The sequence below is a fragment of the Nocardioides mangrovicus genome, from assembly GCF_003674065.1.
Taxonomy (GTDB): domain Bacteria; phylum Actinomycetota; class Actinomycetes; order Propionibacteriales; family Nocardioidaceae; genus Marmoricola; species Marmoricola mangrovicus.
The window spans coordinates 685,069-704,159 of record NZ_RDBE01000006.1 but is presented as its reverse complement, the minus strand read 5'-3'; the positions used below and the strand labels follow the sequence as shown (position 1 = coordinate 704,159).

Below are 19,091 nucleotides of genomic sequence, written 5' to 3'. Positions count from 1 at the left end.
GCCATGATGTCCCTTCCGGGTGGATTGGATCGTTCCATTTGAACGATCCAAAGATAACACGACGAGCTCAGATCACCCCAGCCGCGCGGGCCGCGGCCCCGTACGCCGCGGCCAGGCTGGCCACCGTGTCGTGGGCGTTGAGCCCCGAGGGGTTGGGCACCACCCACAGCTCCGCGCCGGCCAGCGGCTCGAGCTGGCGGCCCTGCTGGGCCCGGCGGACCCCGAAGGCGGTGCGGTACGCCGTCACCCCGGCGATCGCGACGACGCGCGGGTGGTGCTCGCCCACCACGCGCTCGAGCCGGCGAGCGCCCTCGACCAGCTGGTCGGTGCTCAGCTCGTCGGCGCGGGCCGTGGCCACCGGCACCAGGTTGGTGATGCCCAGACCTCGGGCGACGAAGGCGGTGCGGTCCTCCTCGGTCATGCCCGCGCCGGCGTCGACCGGGTCGGTGATGATGCCGGCCGCGAGCAGCGCGGGGTAGAAGCGGTTGCCCGGCCGGGCGAAGTGGGTCTGCACCGCGGCGGTCCACAGCCCGGGGTTGATGCCCACGAAGAGCAGGCGCAGGCCCGGTCCGATGAGGTCGGGCACCGTCGCCCCGTAGTAGTCCTGCAGCTGCTCGCGGGTGAACCGGGCCACGCGGGGAGCGTAGGGCGTCGCGGGTGCCTCAGCTGCAGGGCAGGCTGCCCAGGGCGGCGAGCCCGGCCAGGTCACCGGCCGCGTAGCTCGAGACGCGGCCGATGACGGGGTACATCAGCTGGTTACGGTCGCCGACGTGGGCCAGGCCCATGACGTGGCCCAGCTCGTGCTCGAGCACGGCGAGCTGTCTCGCGGCGCCGGCGTGCCGCAGCGCCGGGCCGTCCAAGGTGACGGCGCCGCGCACGTAGTGGCGCGAGCCGCCGGCCGGCTGGCGCCACCGGCTCGCGCCGAGCCCGACGATGGGCCCGGCCAGCGTCCGCTGGCGAGCGGGCGTGCTCCAGGCGACCAGCACGCCGTAGTGGCGCAGGAATCCCGGCGTGTGATGGGAGAGCCCGGCGTAGCGGATGTCGATGCCGGTGGCGGCGGCCACCTGGGTCAGCGCCTGCTGCACCACCCGGAGCGAGTGGCGCGGGGCGTGGGCCAGGTTGACCCGCACCGAGATGGCGCGGCACGGGTTCCAGCCCACCGCCTGGTAGGAGCCGCGCGCCTGGGTCGCCTCGAAGGCGTACGGCGCGATCGGTGCGGCAGTCTTTGGTGCGGCCTCGGCTACGGGCGGCGCCGTGACCGTGACCAGCGCCAGGAGCGGCGCCCACCAGGCGGTCAGGCGGAGAAGCAGGGCTCTGACACGAGGGGAGAGCATCGGGGGAGCATGTCAGCAAACGCCCGTTTTGTCACAAAATGTTATAGACCGTCAAAGCCCGACACGATGGGGTCACCGACAGGGCAGCTCGCCCAGCCGGGCCAGGCCGGTGAGGTCGCCGTGGGCCCAGTGGTGCAACCGGTAGCCCCAGGCGTCGGCGTTCATCAGCTCGGCGCCGGGAGCGTGGGCGAGGCCGACCGCGTGGCCGAACTCGTGGGCCAAGATGAGCAGCTGCTGGTCGTGGGTCGAGCGGTTGTAGGTGTCCGCGTTGAGGGTGACGGTCCCGCCGACGTAGTAGAGGGTCTGGTCCGGGTAGCCACTGGTGTAGGAGGAGCTTCCTCCCCGCCCGGCGATCGCGTCGTTCATGGAGGTGTCGTTGCTGGCGCGGGTGAAGGAGACCAGGATCCGTCCGCTCGGCGGCGCGAGGTGGGTGCGCTGGCTGGCGCCCACGTAACGCAGGTGCAGTCCGCTCACCTGGAGCATGTCGCGCGCGATGCGCTCGACGTCGGCCGCGATGGTGGGCGTGGCGTCGGCGTAGTTGATCTCGACCTCGATGAACCGGCACGGGTTGTAGCCGACGGGCTGCGTCGGGTCCAGTGGCTGGGTCCGCATGAAGCGGTAGGTGCCATCGGCGTAATGGGTCGGATGCGAGGGCAGGCCGGCCTCGCTGTAGGAGTCCGAGTCGTGATGGCTGTCGGTGAGGTACCCCACCGCACAGATCACGACGACCGCTGACCAGACCCTGACCGCCGCGCGGCGGATGCCGCCGGGTCGAGCACCACCCCCGTGCACAGCACCCATGGTGCGCCGTGCGGGGCCGCGCCGTCCGCGGAACCGACCGACTCGCCGGCGCGGTCAGGCCGAGGCGCCGGCGCAGGGCAGCCGACCCAGCAGCGCCAGCCCGGTGAGGTCGCCGTGCCCGAAGTGACGCACGCCCTGGTGCAGGTCGGTGCTCATCAGCTCGTGCCCGTTGATGTTGGCCAGGCCCACGGCGTGGCCGAACTGCCGCGCGAGCGAGAGCAGCTGGCTGTCGTGGCTCGCGGAGTTGTAGCGGTGGCGGTTCAGCGTCACGAAGCCGTGGGCGACGTAGGCGGTGCCGTCCTGCGTCGGCTGCCGGACCGAGAGGAACCCGCCGACCCCGATCATGGTGTCGTTCAGATGGGTGTCGGATGAGGGGTCCTGGAACGAGACCAGGATGACGTTCGTGGTGGAGCTGAGCGTCTCGCCGACGCCCAGCGTGGTCAGGTGCAGCCCGCTGACCTGGTCGATCGAGGCGACCACGCGCTCGACGTCGGAGCGGATCGTGGACGTGGCACCGTCGGTGTCGATCGCGACCTGGACGGTGGTGCAGGGGTCGAAGCCCACCGGCTCGTCCGAGGAGTCCGACTGCGTGAGCAGGAAGGCGTAGTGACCGTCGGCGTAGGTCCGCGGACCGGAGGGCAGCCCGCGCTCGCTGTAGTGGGGCCACCACCGCACCAGCACCAGGGCGGCGCAGATCACGAGCACGACGCTCACCGCGGCGCCGAGGTGACGCAGCCAGTCCAGGACCGACGAACCGCCTGCCGGCCCGGACACCAAGGACTGCTCCGCAGCGGGTCGGTCCACGGCGTGCCGGCCGCCGGCCGGCGGGGACGCCTCGCCGGCCGCGCTGTCCTCGGCCCGGATCAGGTCGCTGACCAGCGCGTCGATCTCGCGACGGCTCAGCCCCACGAGGCGGTTCTCGTCGTCCGGTTCGGGCACCGGTCCATGGTCCTCTCAGAAACCGACGTCGGGGACAGAACCACGCAATTCGCAAGCCTGTGGACGCGTGAGCAGACTGTCGGCGACCGACCGTAGGGTGGGCGGTGCGATGACGGTCCAGTTCCCGATCCCCGGTCTGCCGGTCGAGCCCACGGCACAGGAGCGGCCCGCGCGGGGCCGGGGGCCCAGCCGCGAGGAGCTGCTGGCCGGACTGAACGAGCCGCAGCGCGAGGCGGTGATGCACGAGGGCACCCCGCTGCTGGTGGTCGCCGGGGCCGGCTCGGGCAAAACCCGGGTGCTCACCCGCCGCATCGCCTGGCTGATCTCCCAGCGCGACGCCCACCCGGGCTCGATCCTGGCCATCACCTTCACCAACAAGGCCGCGGCCGAGATGCGCGAGCGCGTCACCGAGCTGGTCGGCAACCGGGCGAAGATCATGTGGGTCAGCACGTTCCACTCCTCCTGCGTGCGGATCCTGCGCCGCGAGGCCGACAAGCTGGGGTTCAAGAGCTCCTTCAGCATCTACGACGCCGCCGACTCCAAGCGGCTGATGACGCTGGTGTGCCGCGAGCTCGATCTCGACGTCAAGCGCTACCCGCCCGGCGCGGTGCTCCACTGGGTCTCCAACGCCAAGAATGAGCTGCTCGATCCCGAGGCAGCGGCCCAGGGCGCCGCCAACCAGCTGGAGCAGACCTACGCCACGGCCTACGCCGACTACCAGCGCCGGCTGGCCGCGGCCAACGCGATGGACTTCGACGACCTCATCGCCACCACCGTCCACCTGTTCCGCGCCTTCCCCGACGTCCGGGAGTCCTGGCGGCGCCGGTTCCGCCACGTCCTGGTCGATGAGTATCAAGACACCAACCACGCCCAGTACGCGCTGGTGCACGAGCTGTGCGCGCAGGCCTTGGAGGAGCAGGAGACCCAGGCGCCGGTCGCCCCGCCCGCGGAGCTGATGGTGGTCGGCGACGCCGACCAGTCGATCTACGCCTTCCGCGGCGCCAGCATCCGCAACATCCTCGACTTCGAGCTCGACTTCCCCGACGCCCGCACCATCTTGCTGGAGCAGAACTACCGCTCCACCCAGACCATCCTCACCGCCGCCAACGCGGTCATCAGCCGCAACGACGACCGCAAGCCCAAGAACCTGTGGAGCGACTCCGGCGACGGCAGCCGCATCGTGGGCTACGTCGCCGACGACGAGCGCGACGAGGCCAGGTTCGTGGTCGAGGAGATCGACCGGCTGAGCGACGAGAAGGAGGCGCGGGCCGGGGAGATCGCGGTCTTCTACCGCACCAACGCCCAGTCGCGGGTGTTCGAGGAGGTCTTCATCCGCTCCGGCATGCCCTACCGCGTGGTCGGCGGCGTCCGGTTCTACGAGCGGCGCGAGGTGCGCGACGCCCTGGCCTACCTGCGCACCCTGGCCAACCCCGACGACGAGGTGTCGCTGCGCCGCATCCTCAACGTCCCCAAGCGCGGCATCGGCGAGCGGGCCGAGGCGGCGGTGGCTGCGTTCGCGGCCCGGGAGCGGATCACCTACTTCGAGGCGCTGCGCCGCGCCGGCGAGGTGCCCGACCTGGCCACTCGCTCGCGGACGCAGGTCAACGGCTTCGTCGCCATGATCGAGCAGCTGCAGCAGATGGTGGCGGCCGGCGAGCGGGTCGACGTCGTGCTGGAGCAGATGCTCGCGCTCTCGGGCTACCTCGTCGCGCTCGAGGCCTCCGACGACCCCCAGGACGAGACCCGCGTGGAGAACCTCGGCGAGCTGGTGGCCGTCGCCCGCGAGTTCGCCGACGACCCGGTGCTCGGCCCGTCGGCCGACCCGGGCGACGACACCGCCCAGGCGACCGCCCCCGGGCTCACCGATTTCCTCGAGCGGGTGGCCCTGGTGGCCGACTCCGACCAGATCCCCGACGCCCCGGGCGAGGACGCGCCGGGCGTGGTCACCTTGATGACGCTGCACACGGCCAAGGGACTGGAGTTCCCGGTGGTCTTCCTGACCGGCCTGGAGGACGGGATCTTCCCCCACTCGCGCTCGCTGGGCGACAAGCAGGCGCTGGAGGAGGAGCGGCGGCTGGCCTACGTCGGCCTTACCCGCGCCGAGCAGCGGCTCTACGTCTCCCGCGCGGTCATGCGCTCGGCGTGGGGCGCGCCGTCGCACAACCCCGCCTCGCGCTTCGTCGACGAGCTGCCGGTCGACCTGGTCGACTGGCGGCGCACCGAGGCCGACCAGACGGTGTGGGCCCGCCCGAGCTTCGGGTCGAGCTTCGGGTCGAGCACTGGGTCGAGCACCGGGTCGGGGTCCTCGTCGTTCGGTGGCGGCCTCTCGGGCACCGTGCAGCGCCGCTTCGGCGCCGCCGCGGCCCGGGTCGACGCCGCCTCGAAGGCCAAGGCCGGCCGCGCCGTGCCGTCGCTCGAGCCCGGCGACCGGGTCACCCACGACACCTTCGGACTGGGCACCGTCGTGTCCTTGGAGGGCCAGGGCGACAACAGCGTGGCCTCGGTCGACTTCGGCAGCGAGGGCGTCAAGCGGCTGCTGCTGCGTTATGCGCCGGTGGAGAAGTTGTAGCTGCTGTAGGCAGCGGCAGCCTCTCCGGCGGGCCTAGATCTTGTGGCCGTGGATGATGACCTTCTTCGAGGTGCCCTTGGTCTTCCGGTCGCCCTTGAACTTGATGTAGTAGACCGACTTGCCGCTTCCGCCGAGGTGGAGCACCGCGTGGCCGGCGGCGTCGGTGCGGTGGCACTCACCGCGCAGCAGGCCGTGCTTGCCGAGCTTGACGTAGAGGCAGACCCGCTTGTTCGCGTAGGCGTGGCCCTTGCGCTTGAGCAGGAAGGTCACGTCGTAGATGGTGACGCCGGAGTACACCGAGTCCGGGTCGTAGACCTTGGAGACCAGCCGTAGGTGCGAGGGCGCCTTGGCCCGGGCCGCGTCGGGAGAGGCGGCGGTGGCCGGTGCGGCGAGGCCGAGCCCGAGCAGGGCGAGGGAGATCAGGACCGAGACGAGTGCGCTCGCACTCCGAGCAGGACGAAGAGCCATGGGAGGGTTCCTACCCGGCCGGGGCCCGGACAAACGCCGGGGCCGGTGAGGCGTCGGGTTCCTGCGTGTCTGGGGCGGTGAGGCGTCGCGTTGCCGTCGGTGTGCGGCGGTGAGGCGTCGCGTTGTCGTCGGTGCGCCGTGCCCGGGGTTTCAGGCCGACCCGTTGTTGCTGCGGTGGCGGGGCTTGTGGCGGTGGGTGGTGGTCTCGCCGAGACGTCGCATCCCGACGTCTATGACGTGCGCGCTTCGCGCGGCAAGCAGAGACATCGAGATGCGACGTCTCGGCTCCTGCGATGGTCTGCCACGGCTGCACCCCTAGCTCGCTGCGCGAGCTACGGGTGCAGACCGTGGTAGACCATCGCGGTGAACGGATCCACGGGGTCGCCGCCGCCGGGGCGGACCTCGATGTGCACGTGGGGACCGGTGGTGTTGCCGGTCGAGCCGATGGCGCCGATGGTCTCGCCGCCGGTGACCTGCTCGCCGACGGTGACGTCGATGGCCGACTGGTGGGCGTACCAGATCTCGGTGCCGTCATCGAGGGTCTCGACGGTCTTGTTGCCGTAGGAGCCGTCGAAGCCGGTGGAGGTGATGACGCCGTTGGCCACCGCGTAGATCGGCGTGCCCGTGGGGGCGGCGAAGTCCAGGCCGGTGTGGTTGTTCGCCCACAGGCCGCCGGCGCTGCCGAAGCGGGCGGTGAGGTGGTAGCCCTCGGTGGGCAGGTGCCACATGTTGGCCTTGATGATCCCGGCCTGCTTCTCCGCCGAGCGGGCCAGGTTGGTCAGTGCCGCGTTGCGCTGGGTGGCCTGGGTGTCCAGCGCGCTCTGCACCCGCCTGCCGGCGGCGTCGCCGCGCGCGTCGCGCTCGGAGTCGCGGGACAGCGTCACCCGGCGGTCGGCGTTGACGTCGCTGCTGCGGCGGCTGCTGCGGCTGTGGCGCGTGGTGTCGATGCCGGCGTCGGTGCCGTTCTGCTGGTGCCCGCTGGCGGTGACGACGTCGTCGGCCGCGGCCTGACCCGGCCCGGCCGCGACGGTGCCGCCGGCCGCGACGGTGACCGCGACGGCGCCGGTGATGGTGGGGATCATCGGCAGCGCGCCCAGGGCGCGCCCGGCCAGCGGACCGGCGACGGATCCGGGCTTCCCGGCCGCCCGTCGGCGACCGCCCGCGGCCCGCCTGCCCGGGGTTTGGGCAGTGGTCGGAACCGTGCTGCGCACTGGCGTGCGGCGGTTCGCTCGGTGGTTGCTCATACCAGTCCCTACGAGTTGGCTCCCGATGCCGGGCGCCACAGTAACGGAAGGGTGAACAGTGGCGAAACCGAACCTGGCAACCGCCGAGACCGCCCTTCGGGTGGGGCCGATCGAGGTCCTCCGGCCCGGTCCCGAAGGCCCTGACCAGACCGGGGGAGCGGCCCCCGCGAACGGTCGGCGAGGCTCCGCCAAGCCGTCTATACCGCTGCCTGCCGGCTCACCCCAGCGAGAGCGAGGAGGTCAGCGGCAGGTCGAGGTAGCTCGGCGCCGTACGGCTGGTGGAGACCGTCTGCACGACCGGCACCAGGTTCCCGCCGTACGCCGCGTCGCTGGCGGCGACGACCAGCCGCAGCTGGTGGCCGGCCGCGAACCGCTGGACCACCCCCGGCAGCGCGATGTGCACCGGGTGCGAGACGTCGGTGACCCGCACCGGCGAGATCAGCCGGTTCTGCAGCGTCTGGGTGCCGTCGGGTGCCACGTCGTAGAGCTTCGCGAACAGCACTGCCGGCGCCGAGAGGTGCAGTGTCGCCTGCGGTGAGCCCACCAGGTCGGCGTCCTTGGTCAGCGGCGCGGTGGTGAAGGAGACGAAGCTGCCCGCGCCGTCGGTGGCCGGCAGATTCACCAGGCTGCCCTCCACCCCCGACGTCTCCGAGTACGACGTCGGCACGGGTCCGGCGTTGGCGTAGGTCGCGGCCCCCGGGGCGACCGAGGAGCGCGAGGCGACCAGGGCGGAGGTGCCGCTCAGCCACAGCCGCGCGGTCGGGCTCTCGCTGAAGCTGCTCGCGGTGGCGTACGCCTTCGCGACGTCGGTGCCGGCGTAGGAGACCCACGGCCGGAAGTAGCTGAACTGGGGGCCGACGGGCGCGGAGGAGTCGCCGCGGACGTAGTGGTTCATCCAGTTCAGGAACCGGGTGCCGAGGTAGGAGTGCTGGAGCCCGGCGGTCAGGTCGAGCTCGCCCGGTGCCGGGGTGCCGTCGGAGTGGCCCCAGGACTGCCACACCATGCGCACCGGGGTGTGGGCGGCCCGCAGCTGGTGGTAGGTGGCCACCGCCTCCTGCAGGTTGAACAGCGTGTCCTTCTCGCCCTGCACGAGCAGGGTCGGCGCGGTCACCTTCGAGGCGTAGGAGGAGACCGACGCGTGCCGGGTCAGCGCCAGCGCCTGGGCGTTCGGGGCGCCGGTGGCGTTGAGCGCGAGCACCGCGGTGCACGCCGCGTCGGTGAAGTTGGGGCAGCCCACCAGCGTCTCGGGGTCGTGGGCGACGGTGACGTTCTGCACGCCGGAGGCGATGCCGTCGGCGAAGAACAGGTCGACCCACTCGCGCTTGGCGACACCGGGCACCGCGTAGCTCACGCCGCGCGTGGTGGTGGCGTTGTTCGGGGCCAGCGAGTACGACAGGTCGTTCCAGGTGATGATCGGGATGATCGCGTCGACGCGCTTGTCCTGGGAGGCGACGGCGTACTGGATCTGGCCGCCGTAGGAGCCGCCGACCATGCCCACCTTCGGGTCGCCCGGTGCGTTGGTGGCGACGTAGTCCAACCCGGCCAGGTAGGTCACCAGCTGCGAGCCGGCGCGGCCGTCGTAGTCGGGGTCGTCGAGGCTGATCTTGCAGGTGGTCGCCCCGAAGCCGAGCCCGGAGTAGCTGAGCACCACGTATCCAGCCTTGGCGAAGGAGGTGCCGATGCCGGCGGTGCTGGTGTCGTCCTTGCTGCCGCCGAAGCCGTTCGTGGTGAGGATCGCGGCGTCGGGGTGCGACGCGGTGGCGTCGGCCGGCCGGTACAGGTCGGCGTCCACGGTGCAGGACTGGTCGCCGTTCGGGCCGACCTTCACCGGGATGCTGACCGCGGTGACGGTGTAGGCCTGGTCGGTCGCGTGCGCCGGGGCGGCCATGAGGGTGGCGCAGGCCAGACCGAGGCTGACGAGCAGGGCGGTGCGCTTCACGAGGGCTCCTTGTCTCGTTGTTACCGAGCAGTACAACGAGCGAGTGTGTCCGCGGTCACGCGGAACCCGTGGTCAGCGCGTCCGGAGCCGGGTCTAGGGTCGCCTCGACGTCTGCGAAAGGTGAGTCAGTGGACCTGATGGAGTACCAGGCGAAGGAGCTCTTCGCCGCGCACGGAGTCGCCACCACCCTCGGCAAGGTCGTCGAGACCGCCGAGGAGGCCCGGTCGGCGGCCGAGGAGATCGGCGGCACGGTCGTCGTCAAGGCGCAGGTCAAGGCCGGAGGTCGCGGGAAGGCGGGCGGCGTCAAGCTGGCCACCTCGCCCGACGAGGCCTTCGAGCACGCCTCGGCCATCCTCGGCATGCAGATCAAGGGGCTGACGGTGCACCGGGTGCTCATCACCCCGGCCACGCCGCCGGTGGAGGAGTACTACTTCTCCTTCCTGCTCGACCGCTCGCACCGCTCCTACCTGTGCATCGCCAGCGTCGAGGGCGGCGTCGAGATCGAGGAGGTCGCGAAGACCAACCCCGACGCGGTCAAGCAGATCCCGGTCGACCCCGGCGCCGGCGTCGACGACGCCAAGGCGGCCGAGATCGTCGACGAGGCCGGCTTCCCGGCCGAGCTGCGCGACCAGGCGATCGCCATGGTCAAGGCGCTCTACGCGACGTTCGTCGAGGAGGACGCCACCTTGGTGGAGGTCAACCCGCTGGCGCGGCTGGAGGGCGACAAGCTCGAGGCGCTCGACGGCAAGGTGAGCCTCGACGACAACGCCGACTTCCGCCACGAGGACCACGCGAAGTTCGAGGACAAGAGCGCGGCCGACCCGCTGGAGGCCAAGGCCAAGGCGAAGGGGCTGAACTACGTCAAGCTCGACGGCGAGGTCGGCATCATCGGCAACGGCGCGGGCCTGGTGATGAGCACCCTCGACGTCGTCGCCTACGCCGGTGAGGACCACGGCGGCGTCAAGCCGGCCAACTTCCTCGACATCGGCGGCGGCGCGAACGCGCAGGTGATGGCCGACGGTCTCGACGTCATCCTCGGCGACGACCAGGTGAAGTCGGTCTTCGTCAACGTCTTCGGCGGCATCACCGCCTGCGACGAGGTGGCCAACGGCATCAAGGGCGCGCTGGAGATCCTGGGCGACCAGGCCACCAAGCCGCTGGTCGTGCGGCTCGACGGCAACAACGTCGACAAGGGCCGGGCGATCCTCGACGAGCTGAACCACCCGCTCGTGACGCAGGTCCCGACCATGGACGGCGCGGCCGACAAGGCCGCCGAGCTCGCCGGCGCTGCGAAGTAAGGGGACAGCGATGTCGATCTACCTGACCAAGGACAGCAAGGTCATCGTCCAGGGCATGACCGGTGGGATGGGCTCCAAGCACACCACCCTCATGCTCGACGCCGGCACCAACATCGTCGGCGGCGTCAACGCCCGCAAGGCGGGCACCAGCGTCGAGCTGGGTGGCCAGGAGCTGCCGGTCTTCGGCAGCGTCGAGGAGGCGATGAAGGAGACCGGCGCCGACGTGTCGGTCGTCTTCGTGCCCCCCGCCTTCACCAAGGACGCCTGCATCGAGGCGATCGACGCCGGGATCGGCCTGCTCGTCGTCATCACCGAGGGCGTGCCGGTGCAGGACACCGCCGAGGTGTGGAGCTACCTGCAGGGCAAGACCACCCGCATGATCGGGCCGAACTGCCCGGGCATCATCACGCCCGAGGAGTCGCTGGCCGGCATCACGCCGCACACCATCGCCGGCAAGGGCCCGATCGGGCTGGTCTCGAAGTCCGGCACGCTGACCTACCAGATGATGTACGAGCTGAAGGACCACGGCTTCTCCACGGCCATCGGCATCGGCGGCGACCCGATCATCGGCACCACCCACATCGACGCCCTCGAGGCGTTCGAGGCCGACCCGGACACGCAGGCGATCGTCATGATCGGCGAGATCGGCGGCGACGCCGAGGAGCGTGCGGCGGCCTACATCAAGGAGCACGTCACCAAGCCGGTCGTCGGCTACGTGGCCGGGTTCACCGCGCCCGAGGGCAAGACGATGGGCCACGCCGGCGCCATCGTATCCGGCTCTTCGGGCACCGCGCAGGCCAAGAAGGAGGCGCTCGAGGCGGCCGGGGTCAAGGTCGGCAAGACGCCGAGCGAGACCGCCGCCCTCATGCGCGAGATCCTCGCGGGCCTGTAGGCACGAGACGACGAACGCCGCCGCCCCCCCGAGGGGGACGGCGGCGTTCGTGCGTGTGATCAACGCCAGGTCAGCGGCAGGTCAACGGCAGGGCGCGCGGAACTTGCGCGAGTTGCCCTCGGCCGAGTTGCGGTCGCCGTTGAAGTGCACCCGCAGGACCGGGTTGTAGGCCCGGCCGTAGACCTTGTGCACGCAGATGCCCGCCGGGTAGGCCGCGGCACCGTTGGCGTCGGTGCGGATGGCGCTGGAGCGCACCTTCTTCCACTTGCCGTTCACCTTCGACTGCACGATCAGCACCTTGCCCGCGTAGGGGGCGCCCCTGCGCTTGAGCGAGACCTGGATGTCCCAGCCGTACGTCGCGTCCTTGACCACGCTGACGCCCACGTGGGTGTGGGCCTTCTTGCGTGCGCCGTTGTCGGAAGCCGCCTGTGCCGGACCGGCGGCGAGGCTCCCGGCCAGAGTGACCGCGCCGATGACAGCGAGGATCCTCTTGGTGATCATGTGCACCCCTTGCGTTCGCGTCCCCTCCCCGTGAGGTGACGTCGTCCGAGGGGTGTACCACCGCACACCGGTGGCTAAACGTGACCGGTCGGTGCCGTTACGTGACCGTGCTCCGCACCGCGTACCGCGGGTCGCGGTGCTCGCCGGCCTCGAGGACCGCGACCAGGTGGTCGACGGCGTCGAGGACGTCGACGTGGCGTACGTAGAGCGGCGCGAAACCGAACCGCGCGATGTCGGGATCGCGGAAGTCGCCCACCACGCCGCGCGCGATCAGCGCCTGCACGATGCCGTACGCGTCGGCGTGGCGCAGCGAGACCTGGCTGCCGCGCCGCTCGTGCTCGCGCGGGGTGACGATCTCGACGTCGGGCAGCCGGTCGGCGACCAGCCGTATGAACAGGTCGGTGAGCGAGAGCGAGACGGCTCGGAGGTCAGCCACGGTGACGCCGTCGAAGGCGTCCAGGGCGGCGTCGAGGGCCGAGAGCGCGAGCACCGGCGGCGTGCCGGAGGCCATCCGCCGCATGCCGTCGGCCGGCTCGTAGTCGCGCTGCATCGCGAAGGGCGAGGCGTGGCCCATCCAGCCCTGCACCGGTTGGTCGAGATCGGGTTGCAGGGCCGGGGCGACCCAGGTGAACGCCGGCGCGCCGGGCCCGCCGTTGAGGTACTTGTAGCTGCAGCCGACGGCCAGGTCGGCGCCGGCCGCGGTGAGGTCGACCGGCACGGCACCGGTGGAGTGGCACAGGTCCCACTGCACCAGCGCGCCGGCCTCGTGGGCGGCGGCGGACAGACCCGGCAGGTCGTACATCGCACCGGTGCGGAAATCGACGTGGGTGAGCGAGAGCAGCGCCACATCGTCGTCGAGCGAGGCGGCCGGGTCGGCGGGGTCGCACCAGCGCAGCTCGGCCCCGGTGAGCCGGGCGACGCCGGCGGCCACGTAGCCGTCGGTGGGGAAGGTGGAGGGCTCGACCACGAGCACCCGCCGGCCCGGTCGCAGCCGCAGCGCGGCCACCATCGTCTTGAACAGGCTCACCGAGGTGGAGTCGCCGACGTGGACGTCGCCCGGCGCAGCACCGATCAGGGGCGCGATGCGCATCCCAACGCGGCGGGCCAGGGAGATCCAGTCGCCACCGGCGGCCGTGGGGTTCCAGGAGGTGATCAGGTCGCGGCCCCACTCGTGCGTGGCGACGCGCACCAGCCGGTCCGCGACGCCCACGGGCAGCGCGCCCAGCGAGTTGCCGTCGAGGTAGACGACGCCCTCGGGCAGCGCGAACCGCTCGCGCCAGCCGGTCGCCGGCCCCGCCGCGTCCAGCCGGGCAGCCTCCTCGCGCGTGGTCACTGGCCGTTGCCCGGCAGCTCGAGGAGCCGGTCGCGGGCGCGCTCGACCAGGGACTGGAACCCGGCCGCGGTGAGGTCCTGGCCGTCGTTGCCCGGCACGAACCCGACCTGCACCACGTTGACCCCGTAGCGCGCGATCCCCATCCAGAAGGTCACCGAGCGCTTGGCGCTGATGTCGCTGGTGACCCGCCACAGGTACCACGAGGTGCCGTGCGGGCCCTTCACCTGCTGGGCGGTGGGGCCGACCTTGGCGCCCGGGTCGCGGTTCTGGCAGGTGGCCAGCCGGTCGACCACCTGCGCGACCAGGCCCTTCGCGCCGGCCGGGGTGGGGAACCGGCCCAGCGTCTCGGTGACCCCGAACCGGGTCGGCACCTTGGCGCCGGGCGTCAAGAAGGTGCGCGCGGTGGTGCGGGTGGAGCCGGCGCTGGCGAAGTTGGTGCGGTCGCACGTCGTGGCCGCGGCGTTGGTGGTGGTGGCCTGGGCGTCGGTGCCCCGCCACGCCGAGCTCACCCCCGGCACGCTCGGCAGGTCGGCGGTGGTGAGCATGCCCGGCGCCTCGCCGGACTCCAGGTCGCTGACCTCCTTGGCGACCGGGTGCTCGCGGCAGCTGCCGGCGGCCGAGCTGGCGCAGGCCCGCCGGATCGAGGTGGCCAGCGAGGTCACGACCGCGGTGGTGGCCGGCGCCTGGGCGCCGCGCACCGTCAGGGCGGTCCAGGTCAGGATGTGGCCGGTGCGAGCGATCCCGACGGCGTAGCTGGAGAGCCGGGAGCCCGTGGCCGTCTGCTGCCGCAGCCGCAGCACGGTGGCGTCGTCGCCCAGGCCGCTGACGTCGTAGGCCGAGAGCACCTGCAACCGGCCGCTGGAGCAGTCGTCGAACCAGTCCAGCGCCCGCCGGTACGCCGCGCGGGCCTGTCGTTCGGTACGGGAGAGCTGCAGGGTCTGGGTGGCCGCGCGCTGTCCGGAGCCGAAGCGGAACGTGCGGGCGTAGGCCCGTAGGCCGTCGGGATCGGCCAGCCGGCTGGTCTGGCAGACGCTGCGGGCGCCGGAGGAGCCGGTGACCGCCCCGGTGGCCACCACGGTCCAGCGGGCGGCCGTGCCGAGCGGGGCGAGGTCCGAAGCCGAGAGCAGGAGCTTGGTCGAGACCTCCGGTCCCACCGCCGGCGGCAGCGTCTCGGCCGGTCCGGAGTCCGCGTGGACGTACAGCCCGCCCAGCACCGTGAGCACCAAGGCGGCCACCACGCCGCCGCCCAGCCACGCGCGGCGGCGCCGCCTGCCGTGCTCGCGCAGCCGCGAGGGCACCGGCCGCTGGGCCGAGCGCGCCGCGCCGGCCAACCCGTGGAGGCGGGTCGCGACCATCTCGGCGGGAACGCCGAGGGCGCTCGCCACGCCCTCGCGGCCCGCGGCCACCAGGGCGGTGGTGCGCTCGAGCGTCTCGCCGGTCTCGTGGGCGATCCGGGCCGGGTCCAGGGTGCTCAGGCTGCTCAGCACCACCGCGCGCCGCGCGGGCAGGGAGAGCGTGTCCAGCGCCTGCAAGGTGGAGCGCTGGTCGCGTGTGAGCCGCTGCGAGCGGTGGAAGGGGTGGGTACGGATGCGCCAGGCCGCGCGCCGCAGCGCGGCCTGGCGGACGTAGCTCTCAGGGCCCTGCCAGGTGGCCCGCGGCCAGTGGTGCCACGCGTCGACGAGGGCTCGCTCGAGTGAGTCCCGGGCGACGGCCAGGTCGCCGCAGGCCGCGAAGGTCTGCAGCAGCAACGGGTCCCAGGCGCCGTCGCAGAACGCGTCGAAGTCGGCGGTCGCGGAGGTCATGACGAGGATCGAGCGTACGGGTCCGCACCGCCCCTCCGGGCGTGGCACCACCGAACGACGTCGTGGTTCTGGTGGGGTAGGAGTGATGACCGAGCTGCTGAGCCGTCCCCGCGTGGGCGCGCGCGCCGCGACCACGGCCGCCGCCCCCGTGACGCGCCCGCTGACGGTCTCGGCGACGTTGGCCGGCTTCGGGTCCGCCCTGGGCGGCCTGGCGGTGTTCCTGGCGGTCGCGGTGACCGGCTGGTTCCTGGCCGACGCGGGCGCCCACGGCGACACCACCGACGCGCTGCGGGTGGGGGCCGACGCCTGGCTCGTCGGGCACGGCTCGCACCTGAGCTTCGGCGGCACCGACTACACCCTGGTGCCGCTCGGGCTGACCGCCCTGCTCGCCTGGGCCGCGTTCCGCGGCGGTCGCTGGGCCGGGCGGGTCTCGCCGCCGGGCCGCGATCGCGACCTGGTGCACGGCGTCGGCCTGTTCTGCTGCGGCTACGTGGTCGTGACCGTGGCGACCAGCGTGCTCGCGGCCACCGCGGAGATCCGAGGTGAGCTGGTGCTCACCCTGGTCGGCGCCGTGCTGGTCGCCGGCATCGGCGGCGGCTGCGGCGTGCTCACCGGCGCCGACGCGTGGCCGGCGGCCGCCCGGACGCTGCCGGCCGGCGTGCGTCCGGTGGTGCGGGCCGCCCTGGCCGCCTGGGCCGGGGTGATGGCCGCCGCCGCGCTGCTGGTGACCGCGATGCTGGTGGTCGGCCTGGGCTCCTCGGCTTCGCTGGTCTCCCGACTCGGCCTGCACGGCGGCGACGCGGTGATGCTGGTGACCGTGACGGCGTTGCTGGCCCCCAACGCGGTGGCCCTCGGCGGTGCCTACCTGCTGGGCCCCGGCTTCGCCGTCGGCACGGGCACCACGGTCTCCCCGGCCGTCGTCGTGCTGGGCCCGGTGCCCTCGTTCCCGCTGCTCTCGGGGCTGCCCGACACCGGCGCCACCCCGTGGTGGACCACCGCGCTGATGGCCTCGCCCGCGGTGGTCGCGGCGCTCGCGGTCGTGCTCGTGCAGCGTCGCCACCCGGTGCTCGGCTGGCGCGACGCCCTGCTGCGGGGTCTGGCCGCCGGTGTGGCGGCCGGGGTGCTGACGGGCGTGGCCGCCGCGCTCGGCGGCGGCGCGGTCGGCACCGGCCGGATGGCCGAGGTCGGGACGCCGCTGCTGCCCGTGCTGGGGGCCGGGGCGATGGCCATGGGCCTGGGCGGCGTGGTGGGCGCGGTGGTGGCCACCGTGCTGCAGCGCCGGGGCCTGCTCCGCGTCGAGCCCGACCTGGCCGAGGAGCCCACGGTCGAGATCGTGCGCCAGTACCGCACCGACCGGCCGCCCCCGCCGCCGGCGTCGCAGCGCGAGCGCGAGGCCACCGACCTGCTGCAGCGGCTGGTCCGCCAGGCCGACGACGACGAGGACACCATCCGGCTGATCTGACCGGCCGATCTGAGAGGGTCGCTGTCGTGACTGCGCGGCTCGTCGTCCTGGTCTCCGGGGCGGGCACCAATCTCCAGGCCCTCCTCGACGCCTGCGCCGACCCGGCGTACGGCGCGCAGGTGGTGGCGGTGGGTGCCGACCGCGACGGCATCGAGGGCCTCGCCCGTGCCGAGCGCGCCGGGGTGGCGACGTTCGTGCTGCGGGTCGAGGACCACCACAGCCGCGAGGACTGGGACGCCGCGCTGAGCGAGGCCGTCGCCGGCTACCGGCCCGACGTGGTGGTGCTGGCCGGCTTCATGAAGCTGGTCGGCTCCTCCTACCTGCCGCGCCTGGGCGCGCGGACCGTCAACACGCACCCCGCGCTCTCGCCGTCGTTCCCCGGGATGCACGGCCCGGCCGACGCGTTGGCCTACGGCGTGAAGGTCACCGGCGCCACGCTCTTCGTCGTCGACGACGGCGTGGACACCGGCCCGATCGTGGCCCAGACGGCGGTGCCGGTGGCCGACGACGACAGCGTCGAGTCGCTGCACGAGCGGATCAAGACCGCCGAGCGGGGGATGCTCGTCGAGGCGGTCGGTCGCATGGCGCGCGAGGGCTTCGCGGTCGAGGGGCGCCGGGTGCGGTTCGGTGGGTAGGGTGCCACCACACGACTGGCGCGGGTGGGCGACCACCGGGGAGTGACGTCGAGGGGCATCGACCGCCTGGGTGCCCTCATCGGATCGACGATGAGGAGTGCGCGGTGACCGACCGCATCGCCATCACACGGGCCCTGGTGTCCGTCTACGACAAGACCGGCCTGGAGGACCTCGTCCGCGGCCTGCACGAGGCCGGCGTCGCGCTGGTCTCCACCGGCGGCTCGGCCGCGCTGATCGAGGGCCTCGGCGTGCCGGTGACCAAGGTCGAGGACCTCACCGGGTTCCCCGAGTGCCTCGACGGCCGCGTTAAGACGCTGCACCCCAAGGTGCACGCCGGGATCCTGGCCGACCGCCGGCTCGAGAGCCACGTCGAGCAGCTCGCCAACCTCGGCGTGGAGCCGTTCGACCTGGTGGTCTCCAACCTCTACCCGTTCCGGCAGACCGTGCTCTCCGGAGCGTCGCCGGACGAGTGCGTCGAGCAGATCGACATCGGCGGCCCCTCGATGGTCCGCGCGGCCGCGAAGAACCACCCGTCGGTGGCCATCGTGACCTCGCCCGCCGCCTACGACGAGGTGCTGGCCGCCGTGGCCGACGGCGGGTTCACGCTCGGCCAGCGTCAGCGGCTGGCCGCGGAGGCGTTCGCACACACCGCCGCCTACGACGTGGCCGTCGCCTCGTGGATGGGCAGCGTGCTGGCCGACACCTCCGAGGGCACCGGTTTCCCCGCCTTCACCGGCGCCACCTGGGAGAAGCAGGCCGTGCTGCGCTACGGCGAGAACCCGCACCAGTCGGCCGCGCTCTACCGCCACTGGCGCGGGGGGCTGGCCACCGCCGAGCAGCTGCACGGCAAGGAGATGTCCTACAACAACTACGTCGACGTCGACGCCGCCCGTCGCGCGGCCAACGACTTCGACCAGCCGGCCGTGGCGATCATCAAGCACGCCAACCCGTGCGGCATCGCGGTGGCCGACGAGGTGGCCGCCGCCTACGTCAAGGCCAACGCCTGCGACCCGACGTCGGCCTTCGGCGGCGTGATCGCGGTGAACCGGCCGGTGAGCGTGGCGATGGCCGAGGCGATGCGCGAGACCTTCACCGAGGCCATCGTCGCGCCGGCCTACGACGACGGCGCCGTCGAGGTGCTGACCTCGCTGCCGCGCGGCGGCAAGAACATCCGGATTCTGCTCTGCGGCGCGGACGAGCACCCCGACCCGGTGGAGTTCCGCGGCATCTCCGGCGGCGTGCTGATGCAGCGCGTCGACCACGTCGACGCACCCGGCGACGACCCGGCCTCCTGGACGCTGGCCACGGGCGAGGCGCTCGACCAGGCCGGGCTGGCCGAGCTGGCCTTCGCCTGGAAAGCCTGCCGGGCGGTGAAGTCCAACGCGATCCTGCTGGCGAAGGACGGCGCGTCCGTCGGCGTCGGCATGGGACAGGTGAACCGGGTGGACTCCTGCAAGCTCGCCGTCGAGCGGGCGGGGGAGCGGGCGGCCGGTGCCTTCGCCGCCTCCGATGCCTTCTTCCCCTTCGAGGACGGACCGCAGGTGCTCATCGACGCCGGCGTGGCGGCCATCGTCCAGCCGGGCGGGTCGGTGCGCGACGAGCTGACGATCGCCGCGTGCCAGGCGGCCGGGGTGACGATGTACGTCACGGGGACGCGCCACTTTTTCCACTGAGGCGCCCGCTGGGGGTTGTCTGTACCACCACACCCTTTGGGCCGGTTTGTGAGCCGTGATCCTCGGGTGGGGCCTACGTTACTCATGTGCCGCGTGAGGGAGCGCGGCCACCATGCGTCGTCGCGGTCGGAGGCAGAGGGAGGCCTCCGCCCGCGACGGAAATCGATTCGGCCACCGTCGGTGGACGGTGGTTGACTCACC

16 protein-coding genes and 1 riboswitch are annotated in these 19,091 nt (G+C 72.5%); of the genes, 6 read left to right on the top strand and 10 right to left on the bottom strand.

Annotated features, from left to right (window positions below):
* Positions 1-67: 67 nt before the first annotated feature.
* From D9V37_RS09305 to D9V37_RS09290, 4 genes are all read right to left on the bottom strand, one after another.
* The gene (locus tag D9V37_RS09305) at positions 68-634 is read right to left on the bottom strand and encodes a mismatch-specific DNA-glycosylase (RefSeq protein WP_121805813.1); all 567 of its coding nucleotides are present in this window, start codon (positions 632-634) and stop codon (positions 68-70) included.
* A gap of 28 nt (positions 635-662) precedes the next feature.
* Positions 663-1,334 (bottom strand): matrixin family metalloprotease, encoded by a 672-nt coding sequence (locus D9V37_RS09300; protein WP_121805812.1) that lies wholly within the window; start codon positions 1,332-1,334, stop codon positions 663-665.
* A 72-nt stretch (positions 1,335-1,406) separates the two neighbouring features.
* Positions 1,407-2,126, bottom strand: a complete 720-nt coding sequence (locus D9V37_RS09295; protein WP_158604428.1) for a zinc metalloprotease — start codon at positions 2,124-2,126, stop codon at positions 1,407-1,409.
* Between the two features lie 63 nt (positions 2,127-2,189).
* Positions 2,190-3,074 carry a hypothetical protein gene (locus D9V37_RS09290; RefSeq protein ID WP_121805810.1) on the bottom strand — a complete coding sequence of 295 codons (885 nt, stop codon included), beginning with the start codon at positions 3,072-3,074 and terminating at the stop codon, positions 2,190-2,192.
* Between the two features lie 109 nt (positions 3,075-3,183).
* Between D9V37_RS09290 and pcrA the strand changes: the two genes are divergently transcribed.
* Positions 3,184-5,643 carry a DNA helicase PcrA gene (pcrA, locus tag D9V37_RS09285; protein WP_121805927.1) on the top strand — a complete coding sequence of 820 codons (2,460 nt, stop codon included), beginning with the start codon at positions 3,184-3,186 and terminating at the stop codon, positions 5,641-5,643.
* A gap of 33 nt (positions 5,644-5,676) precedes the next feature.
* Here pcrA and D9V37_RS09280 read toward each other — a convergent pair whose 3' ends face one another.
* The 3 genes from D9V37_RS09280 to D9V37_RS09270 all read right to left on the bottom strand — a co-directional run bounded on the left by D9V37_RS09280 (position 5,677) and on the right by D9V37_RS09270 (position 9,294).
* On the bottom strand, positions 5,677-6,111 hold the full coding sequence (locus D9V37_RS09280; RefSeq protein WP_121805809.1) for a hypothetical protein: 435 nt from the start codon (positions 6,109-6,111) through the stop codon (positions 5,677-5,679).
* A 332-nt stretch (positions 6,112-6,443) separates the two neighbouring features.
* Positions 6,444-7,193 carry a M23 family metallopeptidase gene (locus D9V37_RS20435; RefSeq protein WP_198412451.1) on the bottom strand — a complete coding sequence of 250 codons (750 nt, stop codon included), beginning with the start codon at positions 7,191-7,193 and terminating at the stop codon, positions 6,444-6,446.
* Positions 7,194-7,572: 379 nt separating this feature from the next.
* On the bottom strand, positions 7,573-9,294 hold the full coding sequence (locus D9V37_RS09270) for a CocE/NonD family hydrolase (RefSeq protein WP_198412450.1): 1,722 nt from the start codon (positions 9,292-9,294) through the stop codon (positions 7,573-7,575).
* Between the two features lie 128 nt (positions 9,295-9,422).
* Between D9V37_RS09270 and sucC the strand changes: the two genes are divergently transcribed.
* Together sucC and sucD are read left to right on the top strand one after the other, a co-directional pair.
* Complete coding sequence (gene sucC, locus D9V37_RS09265) at positions 9,423-10,592, top strand: ADP-forming succinate--CoA ligase subunit beta (protein ID WP_121805808.1); 1,170 nt, start codon at positions 9,423-9,425, stop codon at positions 10,590-10,592.
* Between the two features lie 10 nt (positions 10,593-10,602).
* The gene (gene sucD / locus D9V37_RS09260; RefSeq protein WP_121805807.1) at positions 10,603-11,484 is read left to right on the top strand and encodes a succinate--CoA ligase subunit alpha; all 882 of its coding nucleotides are present in this window, start codon (positions 10,603-10,605) and stop codon (positions 11,482-11,484) included.
* Between the two features lie 81 nt (positions 11,485-11,565).
* On the opposite strand, the gene D9V37_RS09255 is transcribed toward sucD, so the two are convergent.
* The 3 genes from D9V37_RS09255 to D9V37_RS09245 form a co-directional block, all read right to left on the bottom strand.
* The gene (locus D9V37_RS09255; RefSeq protein ID WP_147455909.1) at positions 11,566-11,985 is read right to left on the bottom strand and encodes a hypothetical protein; all 420 of its coding nucleotides are present in this window, start codon (positions 11,983-11,985) and stop codon (positions 11,566-11,568) included.
* 97 nt (positions 11,986-12,082) lie between these two features.
* A complete protein-coding gene (kynU, locus tag D9V37_RS09250) occupies positions 12,083-13,318 on the bottom strand; it encodes a kynureninase (protein WP_121805805.1) in 1,236 nt (411 codons plus the stop codon).
* The gene (locus D9V37_RS09245; protein WP_121805804.1) at positions 13,315-15,120 is read right to left on the bottom strand and encodes a hypothetical protein; all 1,806 of its coding nucleotides are present in this window, start codon (positions 15,118-15,120) and stop codon (positions 13,315-13,317) included. Before D9V37_RS09245 ends, kynU begins: the two co-directional genes overlap by 4 nt.
* Before the next feature lie 85 nt (positions 15,121-15,205).
* On the opposite strand from D9V37_RS09245, the gene D9V37_RS09240 reads away from it, so the two are divergent.
* The 3 genes from D9V37_RS09240 to purH all read left to right on the top strand — a co-directional run bounded on the left by D9V37_RS09240 (position 15,206) and on the right by purH (position 18,890).
* Positions 15,206-16,582 (top strand): cell division protein PerM, encoded by a 1,377-nt coding sequence (locus D9V37_RS09240; RefSeq protein ID WP_121805803.1) that lies wholly within the window; start codon positions 15,206-15,208, stop codon positions 16,580-16,582.
* Positions 16,583-16,608: 26 nt separating this feature from the next.
* Positions 16,609-17,217, top strand: coding sequence for a phosphoribosylglycinamide formyltransferase (gene purN / locus D9V37_RS09235; protein ID WP_121805802.1), 609 nt, complete (start codon positions 16,609-16,611; stop codon positions 17,215-17,217).
* Between the two features lies 1 nt (position 17,218).
* Positions 17,219-17,296: riboswitch (ZMP/ZTP riboswitch) on the top strand.
* Between the two features lie 25 nt (positions 17,297-17,321).
* A complete protein-coding gene (purH, locus tag D9V37_RS09230) occupies positions 17,322-18,890 on the top strand; it encodes a bifunctional phosphoribosylaminoimidazolecarboxamide formyltransferase/IMP cyclohydrolase (RefSeq protein ID WP_121805801.1) in 1,569 nt (522 codons plus the stop codon).
* Positions 18,891-19,091: the final 201 nt, after the last annotated feature.

Coding starts and splice junctions, on each gene's coding strand:
- D9V37_RS20435 (WP_198412451.1), bottom strand. CDS start 7,193: ATGATCCCCACCATCACCGGCGCCGTCGCGGTCACCGTCGCGGCCGGC.
- D9V37_RS09240 (WP_121805803.1), top strand. CDS start 15,206: ATGACCGAGCTGCTGAGCCGTCCCCGCGTGGGCGCGCGCGCCGCGACC.
- D9V37_RS09255 (WP_147455909.1), bottom strand. CDS start 11,985: ATGATCACCAAGAGGATCCTCGCTGTCATCGGCGCGGTCACTCTGGCC.
- D9V37_RS09245 (WP_121805804.1), bottom strand. CDS start 15,120: ATGACCTCCGCGACCGCCGACTTCGACGCGTTCTGCGACGGCGCCTGG.
- sucD (WP_121805807.1), top strand. CDS start 10,603: ATGTCGATCTACCTGACCAAGGACAGCAAGGTCATCGTCCAGGGCATG.
- D9V37_RS09280 (WP_121805809.1), bottom strand. CDS start 6,111: ATGGCTCTTCGTCCTGCTCGGAGTGCGAGCGCACTCGTCTCGGTCCTG.
- pcrA (WP_121805927.1), top strand. CDS start 3,184: ATGACGGTCCAGTTCCCGATCCCCGGTCTGCCGGTCGAGCCCACGGCA.
- D9V37_RS09300 (WP_121805812.1), bottom strand. CDS start 1,334: ATGCTCTCCCCTCGTGTCAGAGCCCTGCTTCTCCGCCTGACCGCCTGG.